This window comes from Prevotella sp. DNF00663 (assembly GCF_001553265.1).
Lineage (GTDB): Bacteria > Bacteroidota > Bacteroidia > Bacteroidales > Bacteroidaceae > Prevotella.
This window is the reverse complement of record NZ_KQ960631.1, coordinates 12,806-33,295: the sequence shown is the minus strand read 5'-3', so window position 1 is coordinate 33,295 and position 20,490 is coordinate 12,806. Positions and strand designations below refer to the sequence as shown.

Annotated in this window: 19 protein-coding genes, 1 tRNA gene and 2 pseudogenes; 16 read left to right on the top strand and 6 right to left on the bottom strand. The window is 46.0% G+C overall.

The window, feature by feature from the left end:
• Window positions 1–30 precede the first annotated feature (30 nt).
• The 7 genes from HMPREF3034_RS07735 (at window position 31) to HMPREF3034_RS07705 (ending at window position 5,543) form a co-directional block, all read left to right on the top strand.
• Window positions 31–104 (top strand) — tRNA-His (locus HMPREF3034_RS07735).
• Window positions 105–184: 80 nt separating this feature from the next.
• Window positions 185–907, top strand: coding sequence for a DsbA family oxidoreductase (locus HMPREF3034_RS07730; RefSeq protein WP_197421745.1), 723 nt, complete (start codon window positions 185–187; stop codon window positions 905–907).
• 144 nt (window positions 908–1,051) lie between these two features.
• Window positions 1,052–2,095: an agmatine deiminase family protein gene (locus HMPREF3034_RS07725; RefSeq protein WP_062434551.1), complete on the top strand. Its 1,044-nt coding sequence runs from the start codon at window positions 1,052–1,054 to the stop codon at window positions 2,093–2,095.
• A gap of 29 nt (window positions 2,096–2,124) precedes the next feature.
• Window positions 2,125–3,009, top strand: a complete 885-nt coding sequence (locus HMPREF3034_RS07720; RefSeq protein ID WP_062434548.1) for a carbon-nitrogen hydrolase — start codon at window positions 2,125–2,127, stop codon at window positions 3,007–3,009.
• A gap of 326 nt (window positions 3,010–3,335) precedes the next feature.
• Window positions 3,336–3,665 (top strand): hypothetical protein, encoded by a 330-nt coding sequence (locus HMPREF3034_RS07715; protein ID WP_062434545.1) that lies wholly within the window; start codon window positions 3,336–3,338, stop codon window positions 3,663–3,665.
• Window positions 3,622–4,197, top strand: a complete 576-nt coding sequence (locus HMPREF3034_RS07710; RefSeq protein ID WP_197421744.1) for a leucine-rich repeat domain-containing protein — start codon at window positions 3,622–3,624, stop codon at window positions 4,195–4,197. Before HMPREF3034_RS07715 ends, HMPREF3034_RS07710 begins: the two co-directional genes overlap by 44 nt.
• A gap of 143 nt (window positions 4,198–4,340) precedes the next feature.
• Window positions 4,341–5,543, top strand: coding sequence for a tetratricopeptide repeat protein (locus tag HMPREF3034_RS07705; RefSeq protein WP_062434540.1), 1,203 nt, complete (start codon window positions 4,341–4,343; stop codon window positions 5,541–5,543).
• Between the two features lie 139 nt (window positions 5,544–5,682).
• Here HMPREF3034_RS07705 and HMPREF3034_RS07700 read toward each other — a convergent pair.
• Window positions 5,683–6,021: pseudogene (locus tag HMPREF3034_RS07700) on the bottom strand (alanine dehydrogenase); the annotation flags it as partial.
• Window positions 6,022–6,339: 318 nt separating this feature from the next.
• On the opposite strand from HMPREF3034_RS07700, the gene HMPREF3034_RS07695 reads away from it, so the two are divergent.
• The 4 genes and pseudogenes from HMPREF3034_RS07695 to HMPREF3034_RS07675 all read left to right on the top strand — a co-directional run bounded on the left by HMPREF3034_RS07695 (window position 6,340) and on the right by HMPREF3034_RS07675 (window position 11,829).
• Window positions 6,340–7,200, top strand: a complete 861-nt coding sequence (locus HMPREF3034_RS07695) for an urea transporter (RefSeq protein ID WP_231725639.1) — start codon at window positions 6,340–6,342, stop codon at window positions 7,198–7,200.
• 4 nt (window positions 7,201–7,204) lie between these two features.
• The gene (locus tag HMPREF3034_RS13010; RefSeq protein ID WP_231725638.1) at window positions 7,205–8,302 is read left to right on the top strand and encodes a C10 family peptidase; all 1,098 of its coding nucleotides are present in this window, start codon (window positions 7,205–7,207) and stop codon (window positions 8,300–8,302) included.
• A gap of 1,835 nt (window positions 8,303–10,137) precedes the next feature.
• Window positions 10,138–11,031, top strand: a pseudogene (locus HMPREF3034_RS07680) (polysaccharide biosynthesis/export family protein); the annotation flags it as partial.
• Window positions 11,032–11,172: 141 nt separating this feature from the next.
• A complete protein-coding gene (locus HMPREF3034_RS07675) occupies window positions 11,173–11,829 on the top strand; it encodes a sugar transferase (protein ID WP_062434528.1) in 657 nt (218 codons plus the stop codon).
• Window positions 11,830–11,833: 4 nt separating this feature from the next.
• Here the strand turns inward: HMPREF3034_RS07675 and HMPREF3034_RS07670 are convergent, their stop codons facing one another.
• The 3 genes from HMPREF3034_RS07670 to HMPREF3034_RS07665 form a co-directional block, all read right to left on the bottom strand.
• Window positions 11,834–12,085, bottom strand: a complete 252-nt coding sequence (locus tag HMPREF3034_RS07670) for a lipocalin-like domain-containing protein (RefSeq protein WP_062434525.1) — start codon at window positions 12,083–12,085, stop codon at window positions 11,834–11,836.
• Window positions 12,086–12,160: 75 nt separating this feature from the next.
• A complete protein-coding gene (locus HMPREF3034_RS13005; protein WP_231725637.1) occupies window positions 12,161–12,277 on the bottom strand; it encodes a lipocalin-like domain-containing protein in 117 nt (38 codons plus the stop codon).
• Between the two features lies 1 nt (window position 12,278).
• Entirely contained in the window at window positions 12,279–13,811 is a 1,533-nt protein-coding gene (locus HMPREF3034_RS07665) for a capsule assembly Wzi family protein (protein WP_231725643.1), read from the bottom strand.
• Between the two features lie 393 nt (window positions 13,812–14,204).
• Here HMPREF3034_RS07665 and HMPREF3034_RS07660 point away from each other — a divergent pair, with 393 nt between their 5' ends.
• From HMPREF3034_RS07660 to HMPREF3034_RS07645, 4 genes are all read left to right on the top strand, one after another.
• A complete protein-coding gene (locus tag HMPREF3034_RS07660; RefSeq protein WP_036899709.1) occupies window positions 14,205–14,852 on the top strand; it encodes an HdeD family acid-resistance protein in 648 nt (215 codons plus the stop codon).
• A 154-nt stretch (window positions 14,853–15,006) separates the two neighbouring features.
• The gene (locus tag HMPREF3034_RS07655; protein ID WP_052052964.1) at window positions 15,007–15,330 is read left to right on the top strand and encodes a hypothetical protein; all 324 of its coding nucleotides are present in this window, start codon (window positions 15,007–15,009) and stop codon (window positions 15,328–15,330) included.
• Between the two features lie 178 nt (window positions 15,331–15,508).
• Complete coding sequence (locus tag HMPREF3034_RS07650; protein ID WP_369793987.1) at window positions 15,509–17,587, top strand: TonB-dependent receptor; 2,079 nt, start codon at window positions 15,509–15,511, stop codon at window positions 17,585–17,587.
• Window positions 17,588–17,620: 33 nt separating this feature from the next.
• The gene (locus HMPREF3034_RS07645; protein WP_062434520.1) at window positions 17,621–18,652 is read left to right on the top strand and encodes a hypothetical protein; all 1,032 of its coding nucleotides are present in this window, start codon (window positions 17,621–17,623) and stop codon (window positions 18,650–18,652) included.
• A gap of 88 nt (window positions 18,653–18,740) precedes the next feature.
• Here the strand turns inward: HMPREF3034_RS07645 and udk are convergent, their stop codons facing one another.
• Window positions 18,741–19,376: a uridine kinase gene (udk, locus tag HMPREF3034_RS07640; RefSeq protein ID WP_062434517.1), complete on the bottom strand. Its 636-nt coding sequence runs from the start codon at window positions 19,374–19,376 to the stop codon at window positions 18,741–18,743.
• Complete coding sequence (locus tag HMPREF3034_RS07635; protein WP_036899700.1) at window positions 19,373–19,948, bottom strand: uracil-DNA glycosylase family protein; 576 nt, start codon at window positions 19,946–19,948, stop codon at window positions 19,373–19,375. Before HMPREF3034_RS07635 ends, udk begins: the two co-directional genes overlap by 4 nt.
• Window positions 19,949–20,119: 171 nt before the next feature.
• On the opposite strand from HMPREF3034_RS07635, the gene HMPREF3034_RS07630 reads away from it, so the two are divergent.
• Window positions 20,120–20,371 (top strand): type B 50S ribosomal protein L31, encoded by a 252-nt coding sequence (locus HMPREF3034_RS07630; protein WP_036899698.1) that lies wholly within the window; start codon window positions 20,120–20,122, stop codon window positions 20,369–20,371.
• Window positions 20,372–20,490 lie beyond the last annotated feature (119 nt).

Here is a 20,490-nt window from a genome sequence, read left to right as displayed (position 1 = left end):
GCACTCGCTTTTAAGAAAGAAAGCAACATGGTGGGCGTAGTTCAGTTGGTTAGAGCGTCAGATTGTGGTTCTGAATGTCGTGGGTTCGAGTCCCACCGTCCACCCAAGAAAAGGAGTTATTCTACTACAGAATAGCTCCTTTCTTTTTATAATGTACATCATATCACTTTTCAAGGAGGAAATCATGGAAAGAATCAATCAACAAGACAAGAAATTAAACGTGGAAATATGGTACGACATCGCGTGCCCTTACTGTTATATCGGTGAACGTCGCTTCGCCCAAGCAATGAAAAATTTCATCCATCGCGACGAGGTGAATGTGCAATTCCTTGCTTTTGAACTGAATCCTGATGCCCCAAAAGACACCAAGCTATCCATAATAGAAGAAGCAAAGGCCAAAGGTGATGCCGAAAGTATCATGACTTTAAAGCATCTATACGAAGTGAAAGACTATGCAGCCGGTGATGGACTTGACTACGATATAGAGCATCTTAAACGAGTAAGTACCCATGATGCACATCGATTAGCCGTTTTGGCCGATGTATATGGAAAACGTGCTGAGTTGTTGGAAGCCTTGTTCCACGCTTATTTCATTGAAGCCAAGAATGTGGCCAACCATCAAGTATTGATTCAGACAGCTGCCGAAGTCGGCCTACCTAGCGAAGAGGTGCAGTCCGTATTGACCAGTAACCGTTACGAAGAAGATGTAAAACAAGAGGAAGATGCCGCATGGAAGATTGAGTTCGAGTATATTCCAGCCTATGTTGTGAACCGTCAATTCAACATAAATGGTGCAAAGACGGTAGGCGAAATCTTACAGTTGCTCGAAAACGCCTATGAAGGTAAAGCCCCGAATGCCGACATCGATACCGACGGCAAGGCTTGCGGAATTCATGGTTGCAACTAGCTAATTCCCTCATTGAGGGACCAAAATAAAGAAATCAATCCCTCAATGAGGGATTTTTGTTTTATATATATGCACCATATTATATTATAAGCTATTCTCTTTCATAAATAAATTCGCTATATTTGCAGTCATAATACATTTCAAATGACAGATACGAACGCTACATATACGCTTCCAGCAGAGTGGTACGAACAAAGTGCTATCCAATTGACGTGGCCACATGGAGATACCGATTGGCTGCCTTATCTAGATGACATCACCAATACCTTTGTGCAAATGGCTCAAGTCATCACGCTGCACGAGAAGCTATTAGTTGTCTCACCCAATACTTCTAAGGTGCGAACATTGCTAGAGAACAAGTTGTCTACCACACAAATGGAGCGCGTCATCTTCTTCGAATGCCCTACAAACGATACATGGGCACGCGATCATGGGGCTATCACACTCCTGCACGATGGGCACCCTGTATTATTGGATTACAAGTTTAACGGATGGGGCGAGAAGTTCCTGTGGGAGAAAGACAATGCTATTACTCGCCAATTGTCGGCACATGGCATCCTCCAAGGAACGCTTGAAGACCACACCGACTTCGTGTTGGAAGGCGGAAGTATAGAGTGTGATGGTGCGAGAACGGTATTTACCACCTCTCAATGTCTCATGGCTCCACATCGTAACCAACCGCTTACACAAGCCGAAATAGAGCAACGGCTTCGCCAACAGCTACATGCTGAGCGTATTGTGTGGCTCGACCACGGCAATTTGGTGGGCGATGACACCGACGGACACATAGATACCATCGTGCGATGTGCTCCCAACGACACTTTATTATATGTAGGGTGTGACGACGAGAGCGACGAACAATATGCCGATTTCAAAGCCCTTGAGAAACAGTTACAATCGCTCCGAACAAGCGAGGGCGAACCTTATAGATTGCTAAAGCTACCTATGCCCACCGCTATCTACGACGATGGAGAGCGACTGCCAGCCACTTATGCCAACTTTGTGATACTCAACAGGGCTGTTATCTGCCCCACCTATGCTCAACCGGACAACGATCAAAGAGCGATAGAGACTATCCGTGAAGCCTTCCCGGAACATGAAATAGTGGGTATAGACGCCCGTACCGTCATTAGACAACACGGTTCTCTGCATTGCTTGACGATGCAATTCCCCATCGGAGTCATTTAAATTCATTCCTCCATTTATTTTTATAGCACATGAGAGAAATCAGAATAGGATTCTTACAACAGCACAATGTGGCTGATATTGAGAACAACATAGCACGCATTGCCACCGAAATAGCCGACTTGGCACGCCGCGGTGCACAACTCATCATCCTACAGGAGTTGCACAACTCGCTCTATTTTTGCCAAGTAGAAGATGTTGCCAACTTCGATTTAGCAGAACCGATACCCGGTCCTTCGACTGACTTTTACGGCCGGTTGGCACGCGAATATGGTGTCGTCATCGTCACTTCGCTCTTCGAGAAACGCGCTCCGGGACTTTATCACAATACAGCTGTGGTGATAGAGCGCGATGGTAGCATCGCCGGCAAGTACCGTAAGATGCACATTCCAGACGACCCTGCCTACTACGAGAAGTTTTATTTCACCCCCGGAGACCTCGGTTTCCATCCCATCCAAACCTCTATAGGCAAACTTGGTGTACTAGTATGTTGGGATCAATGGTATCCGGAAGCAGCCCGACTCATGGCTTTGCAAGGAGCAGACATGCTTATCTATCCCACAGCCATAGGTTATGCGGCCAGCGATACGGCTGAAGAACAGCAGCGACAGCGCGAAGCTTGGACTACCGTTATGCGTGGTCATGCCGTTGCTAATGGCCTCCCTGTAGTGGCAGTCAACCGAGTTGGCTTTGAACCCGACCCTTCCAGACAGACCGAAGGCATCCAGTTCTGGGGTTCAAGTTTCGTTGCCGGCCCACAAGGAGAGATACATTACCGTGCTTGCGACGACGATGAAGAGAGCATAGTCATGGATATTGACCTTGATCATAGTGAAGATGTACGCCGCTGGTGGCCTTTCCTTCGCGACCGACGCATTGAAAATTACGGTGACATAACGAAACGATTCATAGATTGACAAAGATAGACGGAGCAATGAGATGGCGTACACTGGAGAGCAAGTATTGCCAAAATACGCACCGGTGCAGTCGAAGAGTAGCAACTTCCCCCATAAAGGTAACTAATATCACACATGCTTAATACCAATTGGGAATTAGAAAGAGGGTTGGCACTTCAGGATACGGACATAAGTAATTAACAAAGGTGGGTTCTAATAATTACCACCACAATAACAAATAATGATAAATGGATTACGCTTTGCCACATACTGGATTGGATTTTACAAACAGTTGCTATCTATAACAAAGCTAATTATTAGAGCCCACCTTAATAGAAACAGAGTTTATGAGAAAAATTTACATGCTCACGTTATGCGTTTTACTCGCAATCGGCTCACATGCAGAAACCTTTACTGCTAAACTTGACAAAACAAAAAGACTCAAAACAGTACTTCCAGAAAACTATCTCACCATTACAGATTTAAAAGTTGTGGGTCCTCTCAACGGTGAAGACATGCGTGTATTGTGCGAAATGGTTGGGTTAAATGGCGATGATGAACAGGTAAAAGAGGCAAGCCTTGACCATCTTGACCTAAAAGAAGCCACCATAGATAAAGACGAACACCATCCATTTGGCAACAAAGGACAATATACAGAAAGAGGCAAATACACTTAAAACCAATATATTTGTAAGCACACGCTTGGTAACACTCGTGCTCCCCGATGCATTAACAGAAATCGAAAGTCAAGCTTTGTCTAATAATAGTAGACTAAAAAAAGTAGTATTCGGTGAGAAACTACAGCGTATAGGTGAATATGCTTTCTCCTCATGTGGATCACTAGAGGATATCAATTTGCCCAAAAGCCTCACGAAGCTAGGCAAAGGAGCTTTCGCTGTTTGCCCTATTACCGACCTTCGTGTGGCTGCTATCACTCCTCCAGCCATTGACGAGAGCACGTTTCATAATCTTAAATATGCCAATTGCAAGCTAACTATTGACAAAGATGCTGCGGAAGAATATGCCGCACATCCACTATGGAAGCCCTTCACCAAGGTCACTACAGGCATCAACGATGTTGTAGCTAAAACCGAAGTAAAAGAAGTTGCACGCTACACGCTCGATGGCAAGCGTGCAACCGCAACTACTAAAGGCATCCAAATCATAAAGATGAGCGACGGAAGTACGAAGAAAGTGATTGTAAAATAATACATATTCTGGTATCTCTATCCCTTTAGAGAATCTACAGATAGTGAATCAAAATATTCCCTGAAAACTTTTTCAGGGAATATTTTTTTTATATATACTTTTTATTTATCTTTGGATTTGAAATCTATCAAATCCAAATCATCATGAGAAAATTATTCCTTATTAATCTGATGGTATTCTGCGCATTGGCCATCAATGCACAAAATACTGTCGATTCTACCAAGATTAAGGCTGCCGACAAATTGGCTCCAGAGTACATCCAACTCTTCAAACAAGAGAAATTCAAGCAAGCAGGCGAGGTCATGCAGAAGATTCTGAACCTTTTTAAAGAAGCAAACAATGCACATAGTAAGACATACGCCATGTCTCTAGTACAACTTGGCAAATGCCAGTATCGTCTCAACCAACTGGAAAAGGCCATAGCTACTGCCCAAGAAGCAGCCGACATATATGGCCAATACGTCAGCAATGAGGACGCACAATACGCCTTTCTACTCGACAATCTGGCTCTGTATCAAGGCACGGCCAAAGATACGAAAGCAGCATTGGATAATTCCAAGAAAGCATTAAAGATATATGAGACCAAGCTAGAAAACAATCACGACATGGCAGTGATACTCATGCACGTGGCCGAAAACTCTTCTTTCGAGGGTTTGCATGCCGATGCCGTGAAGTACGAATTGCGTGCTTTGGGCATATTAAAGCAACTCTACGGCGAACATTCCCAGCAATATCTCGACGAGGTATCCTATCTAGAGAAATATTACAAGATGAACGATGAGATGGACAAGGCCAACAAACTGGCCGACCGCATCAAGACGCTCACCGAAGAGACCAAAGCCGGCAAGGCAGATCTACCTCCGATGATGGAATTTAAAACCGTGGAAGCATGTACAAAGCATAAGAACGACATGCTCAGATATTGCGATTATTACCTACATCATCTCCTCTCGGCCGAGCAAATGGGCGATGCCTCGCAGTATATTATGAACTGGACCATCACCACCGACCTCGTTACTATCAAACTAGGAGAGGCTGAAGCTAAGATGTTCAACAAAGAAAATGCAATTCCATTCTTTACCAGTTATTCCGCAGGATGTGCCGAGTATGCCATCAAAAACGGCACCAAAGAATTCTCGCTCGACCTATATAAATATGCCATCATCGCAGCCCTCAATCACTATAGTGCCAACAAGAAAATTCTCAAGAAACCAGTCAAGGAGATGGACAAGTATCTAAACCTATATCAAAAAAGTCCCGAAGAATTCAATAAGCAATTAGAGAAGAACTACGCCCAACTGGCAAAAGACGAGCAAAAGAACGGGACGACACCATTGACGAATTAATATAAAGCACTTTCGTTATTGATTTCTCTAATATTTTTAACCACGAACATGAGTTCGTGGTTATTTTTTACCTCAAAACAGAGTACACTCCGGCTCTACCATAATATATTATCTTCGCTTCATTAACGATTCAATCCCACTACAACTTCAACGGTTCATAAGGCAAACCAAAGGCATCGGCCACCGCCTTAAACACGACCTTGCCATTCACGATGTTCAGCCCACGATACAAAGCCTCATCATCTCGACATGCCTGTTGCCATCCTTTATCGGCCAAAGCCAGTGCATAACGTAACGTGGCATTGGTCAATGCCGTAGTAGAAGTGTGGGGCACAGCACCCGGAATATTAGCCACTGCATAGTGCACAATGCCATCAACCGTATACACGGGATTGGTATGGCTTGTCGGACGCGACGTCTCAAAGCATCCCCCTTGGTCTATTGCCACATCTACGAGCACCGTTCCCGGCTGCAACATGGCATCGGTCAATGGCCTATCGCATGCAAAATGGAAATAAGTGAACACCAACTGGTTGCGCTTGATGAGCGGATATTCCGGCTCAATAGGTTCTTTGACTCCATATTATCATCTGTAATCGACCCTCGATCTACACCTTAGACCGAGGGTCGATTACAGATGATAATGTACACTTTTACTCTTATTTCGTGAATAAGGAGAGTCGTTAAGGATTATATTCCCGTTTTTTAGTTCTCTTTTACGTATATATTGTAACTTTTACGTAATTTTGTGCGCTGAAACGAACAAAAACACTTCTTAAGTGACAACTCAATGCAGATGATGAAAAGTATATTCCGTGGTGTGGGACAAGTCATGTTTCAAGGCAATGCGCTGTCGGGCGCACTTATGCTTGCAGGTATTGGTTGCAACTCCCTCCTCATGTGCATATTTGTTTTGGCTGGTAGTGCCATCGGCACATGTACAGCTGTTGCCCTTCGATATGACGCTAAAAATATTCAGAACGGCTTGTATGGCTTCAACGCTGCGCTGGTAGGTATTGCTGTACCCTGTTTCATGCCCATTCATGCCGCCTCTGTTTTGCTCATGGTAGTGGCATGTGTGCTGTCTGCGCTGGTGACGCGACTGTTCGAGCGGCAACGGTTTGTACCTACGCTCACCGCACCCTTCATACTCATCACCTGGGCAATGCTGCTGTTGAGTCACGTTTTTCCACAGCTACAGCTGCCAGCAACGACAGCTGCTGGTACTGCGGAAAGTTTCTCGCTGATTAGAGCCGCCTCACTGAGCTTTGGACAAATCATGCTTCAAGGCAACAACCTGCTCACAGGTTTGTTGTTTCTTCTTGCCATTTGTGTCAATTCACGGAAGATGGGCGTGGAGTCGCTTGTCGCCTGCGGACTGTGTCTCGCCGTGGTGAGCGTGCCGTTTGTCAGTACCACCTCGGTGAACAGCGGTATGTATGGCTACAATGCCATACTTGCGGTTTTGGCAGTTACCAACATTCTTGGCGTTGGCTCGTGTACTCACGTCAAAGCATTGATAGCCTTGCTACTCTCGTTGCTGATGCAGTATGCAGGTTTGCACATGGGGTTTGTCACGCTCACCGCACCTTTTGTGTTGTCGGTGTGGTTAGTGGCTTTGTATCATACTTTCGTAGTCCAAACCAAACAAGACTAAAAAAATGAAAATTAAAAGATGGTTAAGCCCCACCTTATGGGGCATTGTGCTTGCCACGACGGTGAGCATTCCCACCTTGGGCAAGATAGTAACAGTGGACAAGTCGATAAGCATTGCCCGCAAATATGTCAATGTGAACCTTTCGGAACGTCCTGCAACGAGGGCTTTGCATCGTACACCACCTTATTATATTTATAACGACCGTCACGGACGAGGTTTCGTAGTAGTGGCAGGCGATGATGACATGGGACAAGTGTTGGGTTACTCGCACACAGGAACGCTCGACACGTTGCGTGCAAGTGAGGAACTTAAATTCCTGCTGAGTGCCTATCGTGACGCCTTTCACCAAATACAAAGACAACCCAGCACAAGAGCTACCGTTCCCACTACACCCCCTTACCGAAAGGAGGTAGCTCCGTTGCTCAAATCGGCATGGAATCAAGACGACCCTTACAGTCGTCGTACGGGGTACAACTTCACGGGATGTGTGGCTACGGCGGTGGCACAAATCATGTATTATCACCGCTGGCCTGAGCGGGGAAAGGGTAGCTACTCGTATGTAGTACGCTCTGACAACCGCACGATGAGCGTGGATTTCAGTGAGTCGGTATACCAATGGGGCAAGATGTTGCCCAAATACAACACACGTATGGCACTTGACAATGCGGAGGCTTGCGACGCCGTGGCGCTGCTCATGCGTGATGTGGGCGTGTCGGTGAACATGCAGTATACCCCCACATCCAGCGGTGCACAAACCTTCATGGCTGCCAAGGCACTGAAAACGTATTTCAATTATTCCACCTCCATGCTCAACAAGTCAGATGAGGGTGCAGCTGCTTTCACCCAGATATTGCGCAAGGAGATAGAAAACGGCTTCCCTGTGTACATCAGCGGTAGTGTGAAGTCGGGCGGTAGCGGGCACGCATGGGTGGTAGACGGTGTGGATAAGGACAACCTGTTTCCACATGAACTTTGGTTGGGGAGGCGGTGGCGATGGCTACTTCTCCGTCACAGCACTGAACCTTGCTACCACAGGACAGGAGTTTGGAGGAAAGCCACTCTCCTTCAACAAGCAGGTGCAGATTGTCTTGGTGCATCCTAACAAACAGGGAAGCGCACCCATTGATGCCGAACTTGCTGACGATGCCCCCAACTTATGTTTCAACTCGGAGGGCGACATGACCGTAGTTGGCAACATGCCCACCAACAAACAGCAACCAGTGACGGTGAGCTATCACCACTTCAAGAATCAAGCCGACGGAACGTTTGCCGGTGATATTGGCTTGGGAGTGTACAACGAGCAGGGCGAACAAGTAAAAGTAGTGCCATCGGAATGGCACGACAAAGGCGGATACACCGCAGAGCGCGGCAAGTATAACGGTGGCGTGCTGCAATCGGGACAGCTGATTGATGATGCTTGCACGTTTACGATGAATCTTGAAGACCTTGCCGATGGACGTTATTATTTGCAGGCTGTATGCGCCAGTATTAAAAATAATGCCACCTATGGAGTATGGTGCAAGATGAAAACGGCACCACGCATAGCCTTTCAGGTGCAGGGCAACAATGTGTGTATATTCGAGAAACCCGATGGCAAGGCTCCTTTTGCGCTGGCTTCACATCCCTATACGCTCAAACCGTGTACTGCCGGCAACAAGGCTACGCTGTGCCTGACGATACGCAAACTCACGGGTACACCGTTCGATGGCACGGTGAGGGTGTCGCTCGTGGACGATAATGGCCATACGGTTGCCAATGGACAAACAGCAGGTGTGGTGGACTTTGAGATGTTTGCCGAGACCGAGGTGAGGGTGGACATGAGCTTGCCCGATAACCTGCAACCCAAGAAATACAAATTGATGGTGGAGGTAATCAAGCAATATGATGCCGAAAACATTGCCACGGTGGGCATGGTACATGGCAACGAGCCGTCTACGTTGCAGGTGGAGGCCGCTAAGCCAAGCGACAAGCTTTTCGTACAACTCTTAGGCATGGTGCAAGACAACAGCGGTTCTACCATATCGCCCACGAACGTAGACCTCAGTGGCAATCCATTGCTCAAGATTGGAGTGGTCATGAAGCTCGCACCACAAGCTACCTACAACGGCAAATTGACGCTTTGCCTGATTGATACGCAAACTCAGCAACGCATATCTTTGGGCAGCGATGCTCAAAAGCAATACAACTTGTTAGGTGGAGGGGATGATGAAACATTTGTTACAGGATGGTTGAAGAACAAAGATAACTTATGCGTCATCAACAACCGTATATACCGATTGGCGTTGATGGGCATGGTAGACGGTGGGGAGTGTGATTTGTGGAACGAGAATTGTGCACCCTTTGAACTATCGTTCATCAACAGTGTTCACAGCGTTTATCCTGACGAAACTACTCATATAGACGCAACACAAAGCTCGCTACGCATGGTGAGAGGTGGTAACTGGATTGACGTGCAGGGTGAGGACTTGGCGCATGTGCAGGTGTTCGCACTTAACGGAGCCCTGATTGCCGCCTCCGATGCCCACGGACAACATACGGTGAGGTTGCACATACCTGCCACGCAAGTGGTTGTAGTGCGGGTGAAAACTCTTCATGGCAGCACCTTGACGAAGAAGCTAAGGTAAAAGCATTGAAAATGCTGCTTCAGTACCAGTCAATTCTGTTCAAACTCAACGAGGTTGCATCCCATCAATGCCAAACGCCAATCCAGCTTTTCTCTGTCACCCCTATAAAGAACAAAATATTTTTCACTAACTTTGCAACAATTTAATGGTCCTCAAATCCGCAACTAAGCCCTTGAACGTCCTTATTGCGTTTACACGGCGGTGTCTTGCCCCGTCCGCAGGTGCGGATTGCATTTCGCACTGCTGTTTTACCTCGGCGGGGTAGAGCTTGGCCAAGGGAAAGCTATACACTGTCCGAAACATTTCTTCAGCTATGAAAAGAATACTGATATACACTCTATTCAGCTTGATATTGCCGCTGAGCATACAAGCCCAAAGTTCCATGAGCGATGAACAAGTGATGCGTATTGCAGCACGTGAATACCAAGCAGGTAAGTCGCAAGCACAGATTGTTACGAAGCTTATGCAGAGCGGTGTGGACATTGCGCAAATCAGACGAGTGAGGGAGCGCTATCAAAAACTCATCAAAAAGAACGGAATGGAAGCCCAAGTGAAAGCAGGAATAAACGAGGCTGAAAGTAGAATGCGCACCAATAACGGGGAAAAAGTAAAGCAAGACAGAACTAAGAAAACTTTCCCGGAAGAGGAACTTGGCGAGAAAGAGGACAAGATGTACAGCATATCAGATCAAATTTCTTCTGATATGCGTACCAAACGTGTCGATACATTAAATGAAGATAGTCTGACATGGGAAGAAGAATGGCCATCTGAACAAAAGAAAACAAAGGTGTTTGGCCGCGATATATTCAATAAGAAGAACCTGACATTTGAACCAAACATGAACATAGCGACGCCACAAAACTATCGATTAGGGCCGGGCGACGCTGTCATCATCGATATTTACGGAGCTTCGCAAAAAACTATTGATGCCACAGTATCGCCCGAAGGCGAGGTAACGATAGAAGGCTATGGCCCTGTACAAGTGTCGGGACTCACTGTAGCTCAAGCCAATGCTCGGCTTCGCTCATCGCTGGGCGCACGCTACAGTAGCAGTAAAGTCAAGCTGACCGTAGGACAAACCAAGACCATCATGATAAACGTGATGGGCGAAGTGAAAGTACCGGGCACCTATACCCTATCGGCTTTCGCCACCATATTCCATGCCTTGTACATGGCCGGGGGTACCAACGAGTTGGGAAATCAAAGGCTCGGTATTCCGCCCCGGCCTCTATCAGCTAGGCGGAAGCATCAATAGCGTGCGGACACTGATTACCAGTGCCGAAGGACTTTTCCCATTCCCCTGCAATAATTCAGAGACTCTGTCGTTTTATTGAAAACAGTAAACGTCATGATATTGGGAAATGCTATCATTGGAAATATAAGAATTTTGAACGACTCGTACAAAGATGGGATGACTATCATGGAACGCATTGTTAAGCGTTTCATAGATATATGTGTGTCAACCATTTCTATGGTTGTCTTTTCTCCCTTATTCCTTATTTGCTATATAGTCATCAAATGCATCGACGGTGGTCCTGTGATTTTCAAACAAGAGCGTATCGGACGTTTCGAAAAACCTTTCTATATTTACAAATTCCGGTCTATGCGCCTTGATGCAGAGAAGAGTGGGCCTTCACTCTATCAACATGAAAAAAACAAAAGGATGACGCGAACAGGGCGTTTCCTGCGTACTCACCATCTTGATGAGCTTCCACAATTGTGGAATGTATTAAGAGGTGACATGTCGTTTGTGGGACCACGCCCCGAACGACAGTATTATATCAACCAAATCATCAAACACGATCCACGCTACACCTACCTTTATCAAATTCGTCCGGGAGTCACATCGTATGCCACATTATATAATGGTTATACAGACAGTATGGAGAAAATGTTGCGCCGACTCGAACTTGATTTATACTATTTGGAACATCGTTCGTGGCTGCTTGACATCAAAATTCTAATCAATACATTCTTAAATATCGCCATCGGGAAGAAATTTTAGCATTCTAAAATTTCTTCAATGTCAACCTCAACGTCTTATTTTTCAGTATAAACGTACTCCTCTTCAATTTTTCTATAGTAAAGGTATCGGCCAAAGCCGTAATACCGTATGGTGCCAGTTGGCCGGCATCGGTCACCTTTATATCTCCTGTTTCCCGGTCAGAGATATAAGGTTCTGATACCACGAGTCGATTTGAGTCGTGCAAGAAACGCAAAACCATCTCTGGATTCTTATTGTTCCGGTCTACCACAGCCATCAAATGATGCTAGAACGACCAAAACATTAATTGCCCGGACAAGTCAGCCACACCACCGGTAGACAATGTATCTACCTACTCTAGATGCCAAAATCCATCCAAATTTCCATTGCCCGAAATCTCTACCTCGCAAGAGGTGAGCATACCTACCAGCAAACCGGTAAGCGCATATATCGACAAACACTTCTTCATCTTATTTTTTCCCTCCAAACTTAAACACTCCTTGCTTCGTCACAGTCAGTTGAAAACCGTAGTTATGACCTAGAATTGAACCTAAATCCATGCCATATCCACCCTTCATTGACCAACCGTTGTGCAACCTAGCTGCCACCTCTGCCAACACACTTATATTATATCGGTGAGCCGTATAGGGATAGGCATAGGTACCCATGCCCTCTTGGAGCGTACCTAGAATGCGATAATCAATGTTGTCGGTGGGCGAACCGGCAAGCCCTAAGTGCAAAGCTCTGAAGCGATTGTCTTTCACCTCGATTTTCCCATCAGTATTATATATCGGCGAAAGGAACAATGCGTTGCCCATCACCTGTCCCCAATGCTGCCAACCGGTATACACATAATGATTATAATAATTGTCTATTCCACCGATATGGTCGCTGATAGACTGCGTATGGTCATGATAGACAGGACCACTCTGATAGCGTGTATTCAGATATTCCAGCACGATGGTACGCAGCCACCATCCACGTTTCAACTCCAACTCGGCACCTAACAATATGTCGCGTAGGTCGTAGAGCAGATAGCGATGTTTCTTCCTCACGTTCCATTCCTTGCCTGTACCATAACCGTCATAATCGAGTTGGAACATCGAAGAATGGTCTTCAAAATATTTATCGGCGTACAATGAGAATCGCCAATTAGTAGCATCGTAGTTCAATCTCACCAACCATGAACCCAGTTGGTTGCCTTCGGCATTCTGATATACCGTACCCTGCTCTACCGTCTCAGCCCCTCCCGGAATGAAAGCTTTCCAAAAAGACTTCAGTCCGGTACCATTCTTGACCGTCGCCAACGTCCCATCATCCTGCATCATGTGGGATGTTCCGCCAAACGTAGCAGCCATCTCCAATCCCAATTCCAACGTCAGAGGCATAAAGCGGTCGGGATTTCCTATCATCAGATAGCCCGCCTTGCTGTGATACAGCACATTGTCGGCATAACGCGAACGCTTTCCTGTAAAGTCGTGCTGCCACGCATCATCCGTCATACGACCGTAGGCAATATGTCCTTTCACGCGCAACCATCCATCAGCAAAAGGTAGTATCCAATAATCAGGCAACGACAAGCGCACTTGTGGCACCGGTCTAGCATTGATACCTAGCGCCTGTGAGCCACTACTCAAAGTATTATTCTTCAGTTGCATGGGCTCTTGTTTGCTACCAATAGTTAACAATCCGTGCAGCCAACGCACTTCAGCAAAGGCTTGTTGTACCACCACATGACTGGTATAATGCCAAGGTACAGCCACATCAAGTCCATAACCCAGCCCCCAACGACGCACAGAATCGGTCTTCAATGGACGCATCACGCCCATGCGCAAATATCCATTCCCTTTATCGAGCGACGAGAGTCCATATTTATTGGCATTCAGCCACAACGGCGTATGTCCTCTCGACAACGAGGCTTGCATCTCTACCTTATAGTCCAATTGTTCTAACGGTTTCCATGATTTTGCTTTATCGCCCCACTCTTGAGCCATCATCGGCATGGCATGCAGTGCTACCAAGCTTAGGCAAACATACAGTTTTGTCTTCAAACGGTTCATATTATCACTATAACGTCATCACTTCTCATTTATTATAATGGGACTATACAAAGTTGAATGCGGTATATTACCCCCTTACTCGTTCTCTGTTTCTCATCAATTTTACCTCAAGACATGCGTAATACGAGTAGCATTAATCATGTGTCCATATTACTGTTAGCCTTTAACCTATAACTCATGAACTCAAAAACTCATAAACTCACTGCGCTGCCACGCCACTGCAACAAAGCAAGGAAGAGCATACCAGCATCTCAGAAATGGCGTAAATAGCCTTCAATATCTACTTTTTTAGAAGAATATGAACCACAATCTGCTTTTTTTCTTTATATTTGTGGCATGAAAGTATTGCAAAGTTCATTCTTCAGAGCCATCTCTGCTATCATCGTAGGTGCGCTCATTATCCAGTATCGCGAGCAGACCGTGACGTGGATTACCATTGCTATCGGCGTGTTGTTCTTCCTTTCGGGTATCATTTCATTGGCTGCCTACTACGCTTCCAAGCGCAAGTCGGGCGACGTGGAAGTATTCGATACCGATGGAAATCAGATTGCAGGACTCCGCCCCAGCTTTCCTTTGGTAGGCTTGGGCAGTCTGATTCTAGGCGTCATCTTAGCCTTCCTGCCTAACACCTTCATCACCGGACTGATGTACATCCTTGCTGCCATCCTCGTATTGGGAGCCATTAGCCAATACGTAGTGCTTGCCGGTGTGACCAAAATAGCCCGCATCGGATTCTTCTATTGGCTTCTCCCCTCCATCATCATGCTCATAGCCATCTTCGTAATGGTGAAACCTATGGAGACAGCAGCCACACCTTTATTTATTATAGGGTGGTGTATGATTCTTTATGGAGCGACAGAGTGTATTCAGTCTATCAAGATTTACCGGTGCCGCAAGCAGTATAAAGCTGCAACAGAAGCCGCCCAAAAAGTGGCCATCACTGCTACCAAAACCGAAGACGAAACACAAAACGAAGCTCAATGATATTATTAAGGGATTATAACGGTTGCTTATAATACCTAAAAATGAGTGATTATGCAAGAATTACGGACTATGTATTTGCACATTCCATATTTCTTGCATAATTTTGTAGCATAAGTTATTAACTCCATACAGATTTTTATCTGGCAGCATATTGATGAGACACAGCAGAAACATACGTACTATCTATGCTTGGGTGCTACTCGTTGCATTCATGGCAGTGCTGGGTATCAAGGATTTCCACATCCATGATAGTGCCGATAGTGCACTCTCTCAGACTCATCAAGAGCAAGGAACGGCAGCTTTCAACGCTGTTTGTCACATCTGCGATTTCGTATTACACAAAGCAGATGTAGCCAAGTCGACCACTTACCAGCCTATTTTGTGCTATGTAGTGGTGACTCCTTACCATTTCGTACAGCAAACTGTTTATCGCCATATTGATGCCATAAACAGCCATTCGCCCCCTTTCGTGGCGTAATTATCACACATTTTATGGACTAACGCATGCCGCCCCTATGGCCGGAATGCGTCAAATCCTATGCTCACATGATTTCTTCAATGCAAGAAAACCAGTGTAGCATCACATTCAGTATAACATATTTCAAATGAAACGAAGAACATTTGCGTACCGCATGTACGCGACTGCTCTTGGTGTAATGGCTGCTGTAGCCATGCCACAAGAGGCATGGGCCGGGGCAGACGAGGTCGTACAGAATAGTAAGGACACCACCTCCATACACCAAGAACAGAACATTCACGAAATCGTTGTGACTGGTCGACGCCGGCTAACGAGCGTCAATAGCGTATCTACCCAGCTTTCAAAGAGTGTCATTGACCAGTCGATGGGACTCTCACTCGCCTCCATGTTGGAACAAGTGAGCGGTGTCAGCTCTATCCATACGGGTACCACAGTGGCTAAACCTGTCATCAACGGTATGTATGGCAACCGGATCCTCATCGTTAACAACGGTGTTAGGCAGACCGGACAACAATGGGGAGCCGACCATGCACCCGAAATCGATAAGAACAGCAGCACTACTATAGAAGTGGTAAAAGGTGCCGAAGCCGTGAGATATGGCTCTGAAGCACTCGGTGGTATCATCGTCATGGAACAAAACAAGCTACCATATGGTGAACAAAAGGTGCATGGACGCATGGCCACCATGTATGGAAGCAACGGGCAACGTTACTCTCTTGTGGGCACGGCTGAGGGTTCTTTCTCGTCGTTTGCATGGCGTGTACAAGGCACTTACGCTAATAGCGGTGACCAAAAGACAGCTCACTATCTGCTCAACAATACTGGCACACGCGAATTGGACTTCTCTGCCGGCATCGGTTATCAAACGCGCAAACTGCGTACCGAGGCTTATTACAGCCGCTACAATTTGAAGTTGGGCGTCATGCGGAGTGCCCAAATGGGTAGTATCGACCTGTTGAAAGAACGCATCGAACTAGGACAACCGGTCGATGTATATCCCTTTTCACGCCACATAGACTATCCCATGCAGGAAGTTATTCACCAAACGGCTATCGGGAAGATATACTATCAACCCGGCAAGATAGGCAACTTCTTTTGGCAAACAGCCTATCAAGACGACGACCGTACAGAGAATCGCATCCGCAGAATGAACCATTCGAACATACCCGCAGTAAGTCTGCACCTGCATTCTCTGCTCAACCAACTTCGATGGGACAAGACTTACGGTGCTTGGAAGAGCGAGGCCGGTGCACAAATGGCTTATATCAAGAATACCAATCAGGCCGGAACAGGTGTCGTTCCCATCATTCCGAACTACACAGAGACAACCTTTGGCCTCTACGCAGTACAGAAATACAGTCGTAAGCAGTGGGATGCCGAGGCCGGAGTACGGTTCGATTATCAACAGACCAAAGCTAGCGGATACGACTGGACAGGGAGTCTTTATGGTGGAACTCGTAACTTTGGCAACTTCACTTACAGTCTTGGAGGCCGCTACCGCATTGACAATCACTGGTCTATTACATCTAATATGGGACTCGCTTGGCGTGCTCCTCACGTCTACGAACTATACAGTAACGGCAATGAATTGGGTTCGGGAATGTTCGTAATAGGCGATTCTACGATGAATTCCGAGCGGAGTTACAAGTGGGTAACATCGCTCCAATACCACAACGATTGGATGGAAGCACGCGTAGACGGCTATCTACAGTGGGTAGACAACTATATCTACGATGCTCCGACCCACCAAAATATCATCGTTATATCGGGTGCTTACCCTGTATTTCAATATCGACAGACCACTGCCTTCTTCCGTGGTGTAGACATAGATTTGCGCTTTCAGCCCCTGCCTACGCTCACCTATCACGCCATGACATCCTTTATTTGGGCCAATGAACGCAGCACCGGCAACTATTTGCCGTGCATTCCGTCAACTCGTTTCGACCATCATTTGAAGTGGATGCCTCACATGAGTGGCCGCATATCAGCTTGGGCTGAGGCTAACCACCGCTTTGTGGCACGCCAAAGACGCTTCAATCCGGAGTCCGACCTCATCAGTTTCGCTCCCCCATCGTACAGTTTGTTCGGCTTGGAAGTGGGCATTAACTACACGATGAAGAACGAACAACGACTGAAATTATTCATTTCGGCCGACAATCTATTCAACAAAGAGTACAAGGAATACACCAACCGCGCACGCTATTACGCCCACGATATGGGACGAGACGTGCGTTGTACACTCTCATGGATATTCTAACAACATATTATTAATTATATAATTCAAACAACAATGAAAAGAAACTTTTTAAAGACAGCGGCTTTCCTATTCATGGGAATCATCGCAACCATGGCTTTCACAGCATGTAGTAACGATCCCGAAAATCCTCAAGATGAGCGCAAGAACAAGCTGCACGAAGACCCGGCAAAGATGGAAATACAGCTCGTTGAGTGTCACTTGCACACCGCTTGGGAGAATATTCAAGAGGTAGGTGGCCCCCACCAGAACACAGAATCGGACAAAACGAAGTACATGAAGAAGATTCAAACCATCACATATCAAAATGTTGAGGGCAAAGGATGGCAATTGGCTGAGGGTAGTCCAAAGAAATTCTACGTCATGAAGAATGGAGAGTACTACAATGGAAGTGGAGCTAACAAAGAGTTTCAGCCTGCACCGGTGTACTTGTTGTTCATCAAATACTACAATACAGCAGGAAAACTCATCAACCAAGAGTTCATGACAGAAGACCAAGCACGTATCCATCAGCACTTCTTTACACCGGTTAACGTAAAGTCTTTCGTTGATGGAAAGCCTGAAACAGACAATGCCGATAAGTCTGAATTGGTAGATTACCTCTACACCGATACTACTCCATGGGACGGAACGAAACACGAAGGCACAGCAAAAATCACTGGTAAAGAGAATCCTGTGGGCTTTAAGGGAGTCATCAGATTCTTGAAAAACGACAAAGAGTTCGACCTTAGAATTCGCCTTTACCACGGATACAAAGGCAAGACCGATCCTAAGACCAACAAGTTCTGCCCATTCAACAAGCCATCAGGCTCACTCATTCAGGCCGGAACATGGGATGTGAACGTTGATGTTCCCTTTATCGTGTACATGGATAGAAATGAAATGTCTGTTGATGTTGATGAAGATGCTGATTTATCTAAGCTCAAAGAGTCTGATTTCGACGAAGACAGTAACCCCACTTTGCATCGCATTATGAAAGCATTCGGTATCACTTGGGCCGAAGCATTGCATGAATACTACTATTATACCTATACTCCGGGACCCGGTAAAGGTGGTATTTGGCTCTAAACGACCAAAAGGTTAAACCCTACAAAACAGAAAAACGGCTCGCATGTCATTATAGCATGCGAGCCGTTCTCGTTTATAATAGAATTCTTTATTCCTTAGGTACGAGTCCTTCGATGTATTTACAAACGATGCCAATGCCCGTAATATTCTCGCCACCTTGCGGTATGATGAGGTCAGCATAGCGTTTCGTGGGTTCTATAAACTGCTCGTGCATGGGCTTGAGCACCTCCAAATAGCGGTCTACAACCATCTGTACATTGCGCCCACGCTCCACTATATCGCGCTGAATGTTACGAATAAGACGCTCATCAGAGTCGCAATCCACAAATATCTTCAAATCCATCATGTCGCGCAACTTCTTATTGAGCAGCGTCATGATACCCTCAACGATAATCACTGGACGCGGTTCTACATGGATGGTTTCGGGTAATCGATTGCATTTCAAGTAAGAATAAGTGGGCTGTTCCACAGCTATCCCCTCGCTCAAATCCTTCATGTGCTTCACAAGCAACTTCCAATCGAACGCATCGGGATGGTCGAAATTGATGGCATGGCGCTCCTCTTCGGTCATCTCTGTGGTATCGTTATAATACGAATCGAGCGGAACCACAGCCACATAGTGCGGTGGTAAGGCCTCAACGATCTTGCGTACGACGGTAGACTTGCCGCTACCCGTACCTCCGGCAATGCCGATAATGGTGATTTTATCTAAATTCTGATTCATAGTATGTCGTCAAACATCGTTTGATAATAGGCAGCTTTCTTCTCTACGGCAAGCGGATAAGCCCGCGAACTGCTTGGCATGCGATAGAGACAGAGCTTGCGTCCTTCGAATTCAAACTCGGTATAATGCCCCATGGCAGGCTTTTCGGTGATGCCATAATGGCTTGTGAACACGCTGGTAGCCAGCTGTCCGGCCGCCAAAACGCCTTGACAGTCGGGCAAACTGCGCAACATGCCGTCCAAGTCGGCTTGTTCCACAATCTCCAAATCCTTATCCGAGGCATTGTTCTTGGTACGACGAATGCGCAAAGCAGTATCGAATAGGGCCACGCGTCGCTCTCTAAGCATCTGTTTGATACCTTCCAAGTCGAACGTTTTCTGCTCTTGGAGCACGAAATGATTCTTATCGCCATAAAAACAGAGGCCGAAGATACGCCACATATCATTTAGGAAGTTGGGGTAATAAAACTCCATACACCAACGTTTCGGTGCAGGCGGGAACGTACCCAACATCAACAAACGAGCATCGGAGGGCAACCACGGTTCGAAAGGATGAACTTCTATCTCTTGCATTATCGTGCAAATATACTGCTTTTTCCATAAAATGGTCAATTTACCATAATGAAAAACGAACCCAAAAGAAATAATAAAACAATTATTTGGCGGCTTGCGGAATAATTAGTACTTTTGCACTTCGAATTGCATATAGCAAGATTAATTATCAAACAATAATATTAAAACGAAATGAAAAAAGGTATTCATCCAGAAAACTATCGCCCCGTCGTATTCAAGGATATGTCCAACGGCGATATGTTCCTTTCAAAATCTACATGCAAGGCTACAGATACAGTAGAGTTTGAAGGTGAGACTTACCCAGTGGTTAAGGTCGAAATCTCTAGCACTTCACACCCATTCTACACGGGTAAGAGCAAGCTTGTCGACACAGCAGGTCGCGTAGACCGCTTCATGAACCGTTACGGTAAGCTGAAGAAGTAATATATCTTTTTAAAGTATATATTCCGACGTAAGTGCGGTAGAAAGTAGTTGCATATGCTTTCTACCGCATTTCTTTTGTATAACCTGCTCCCTTGATCGTCAAAAGAGGCTCTTTGGGG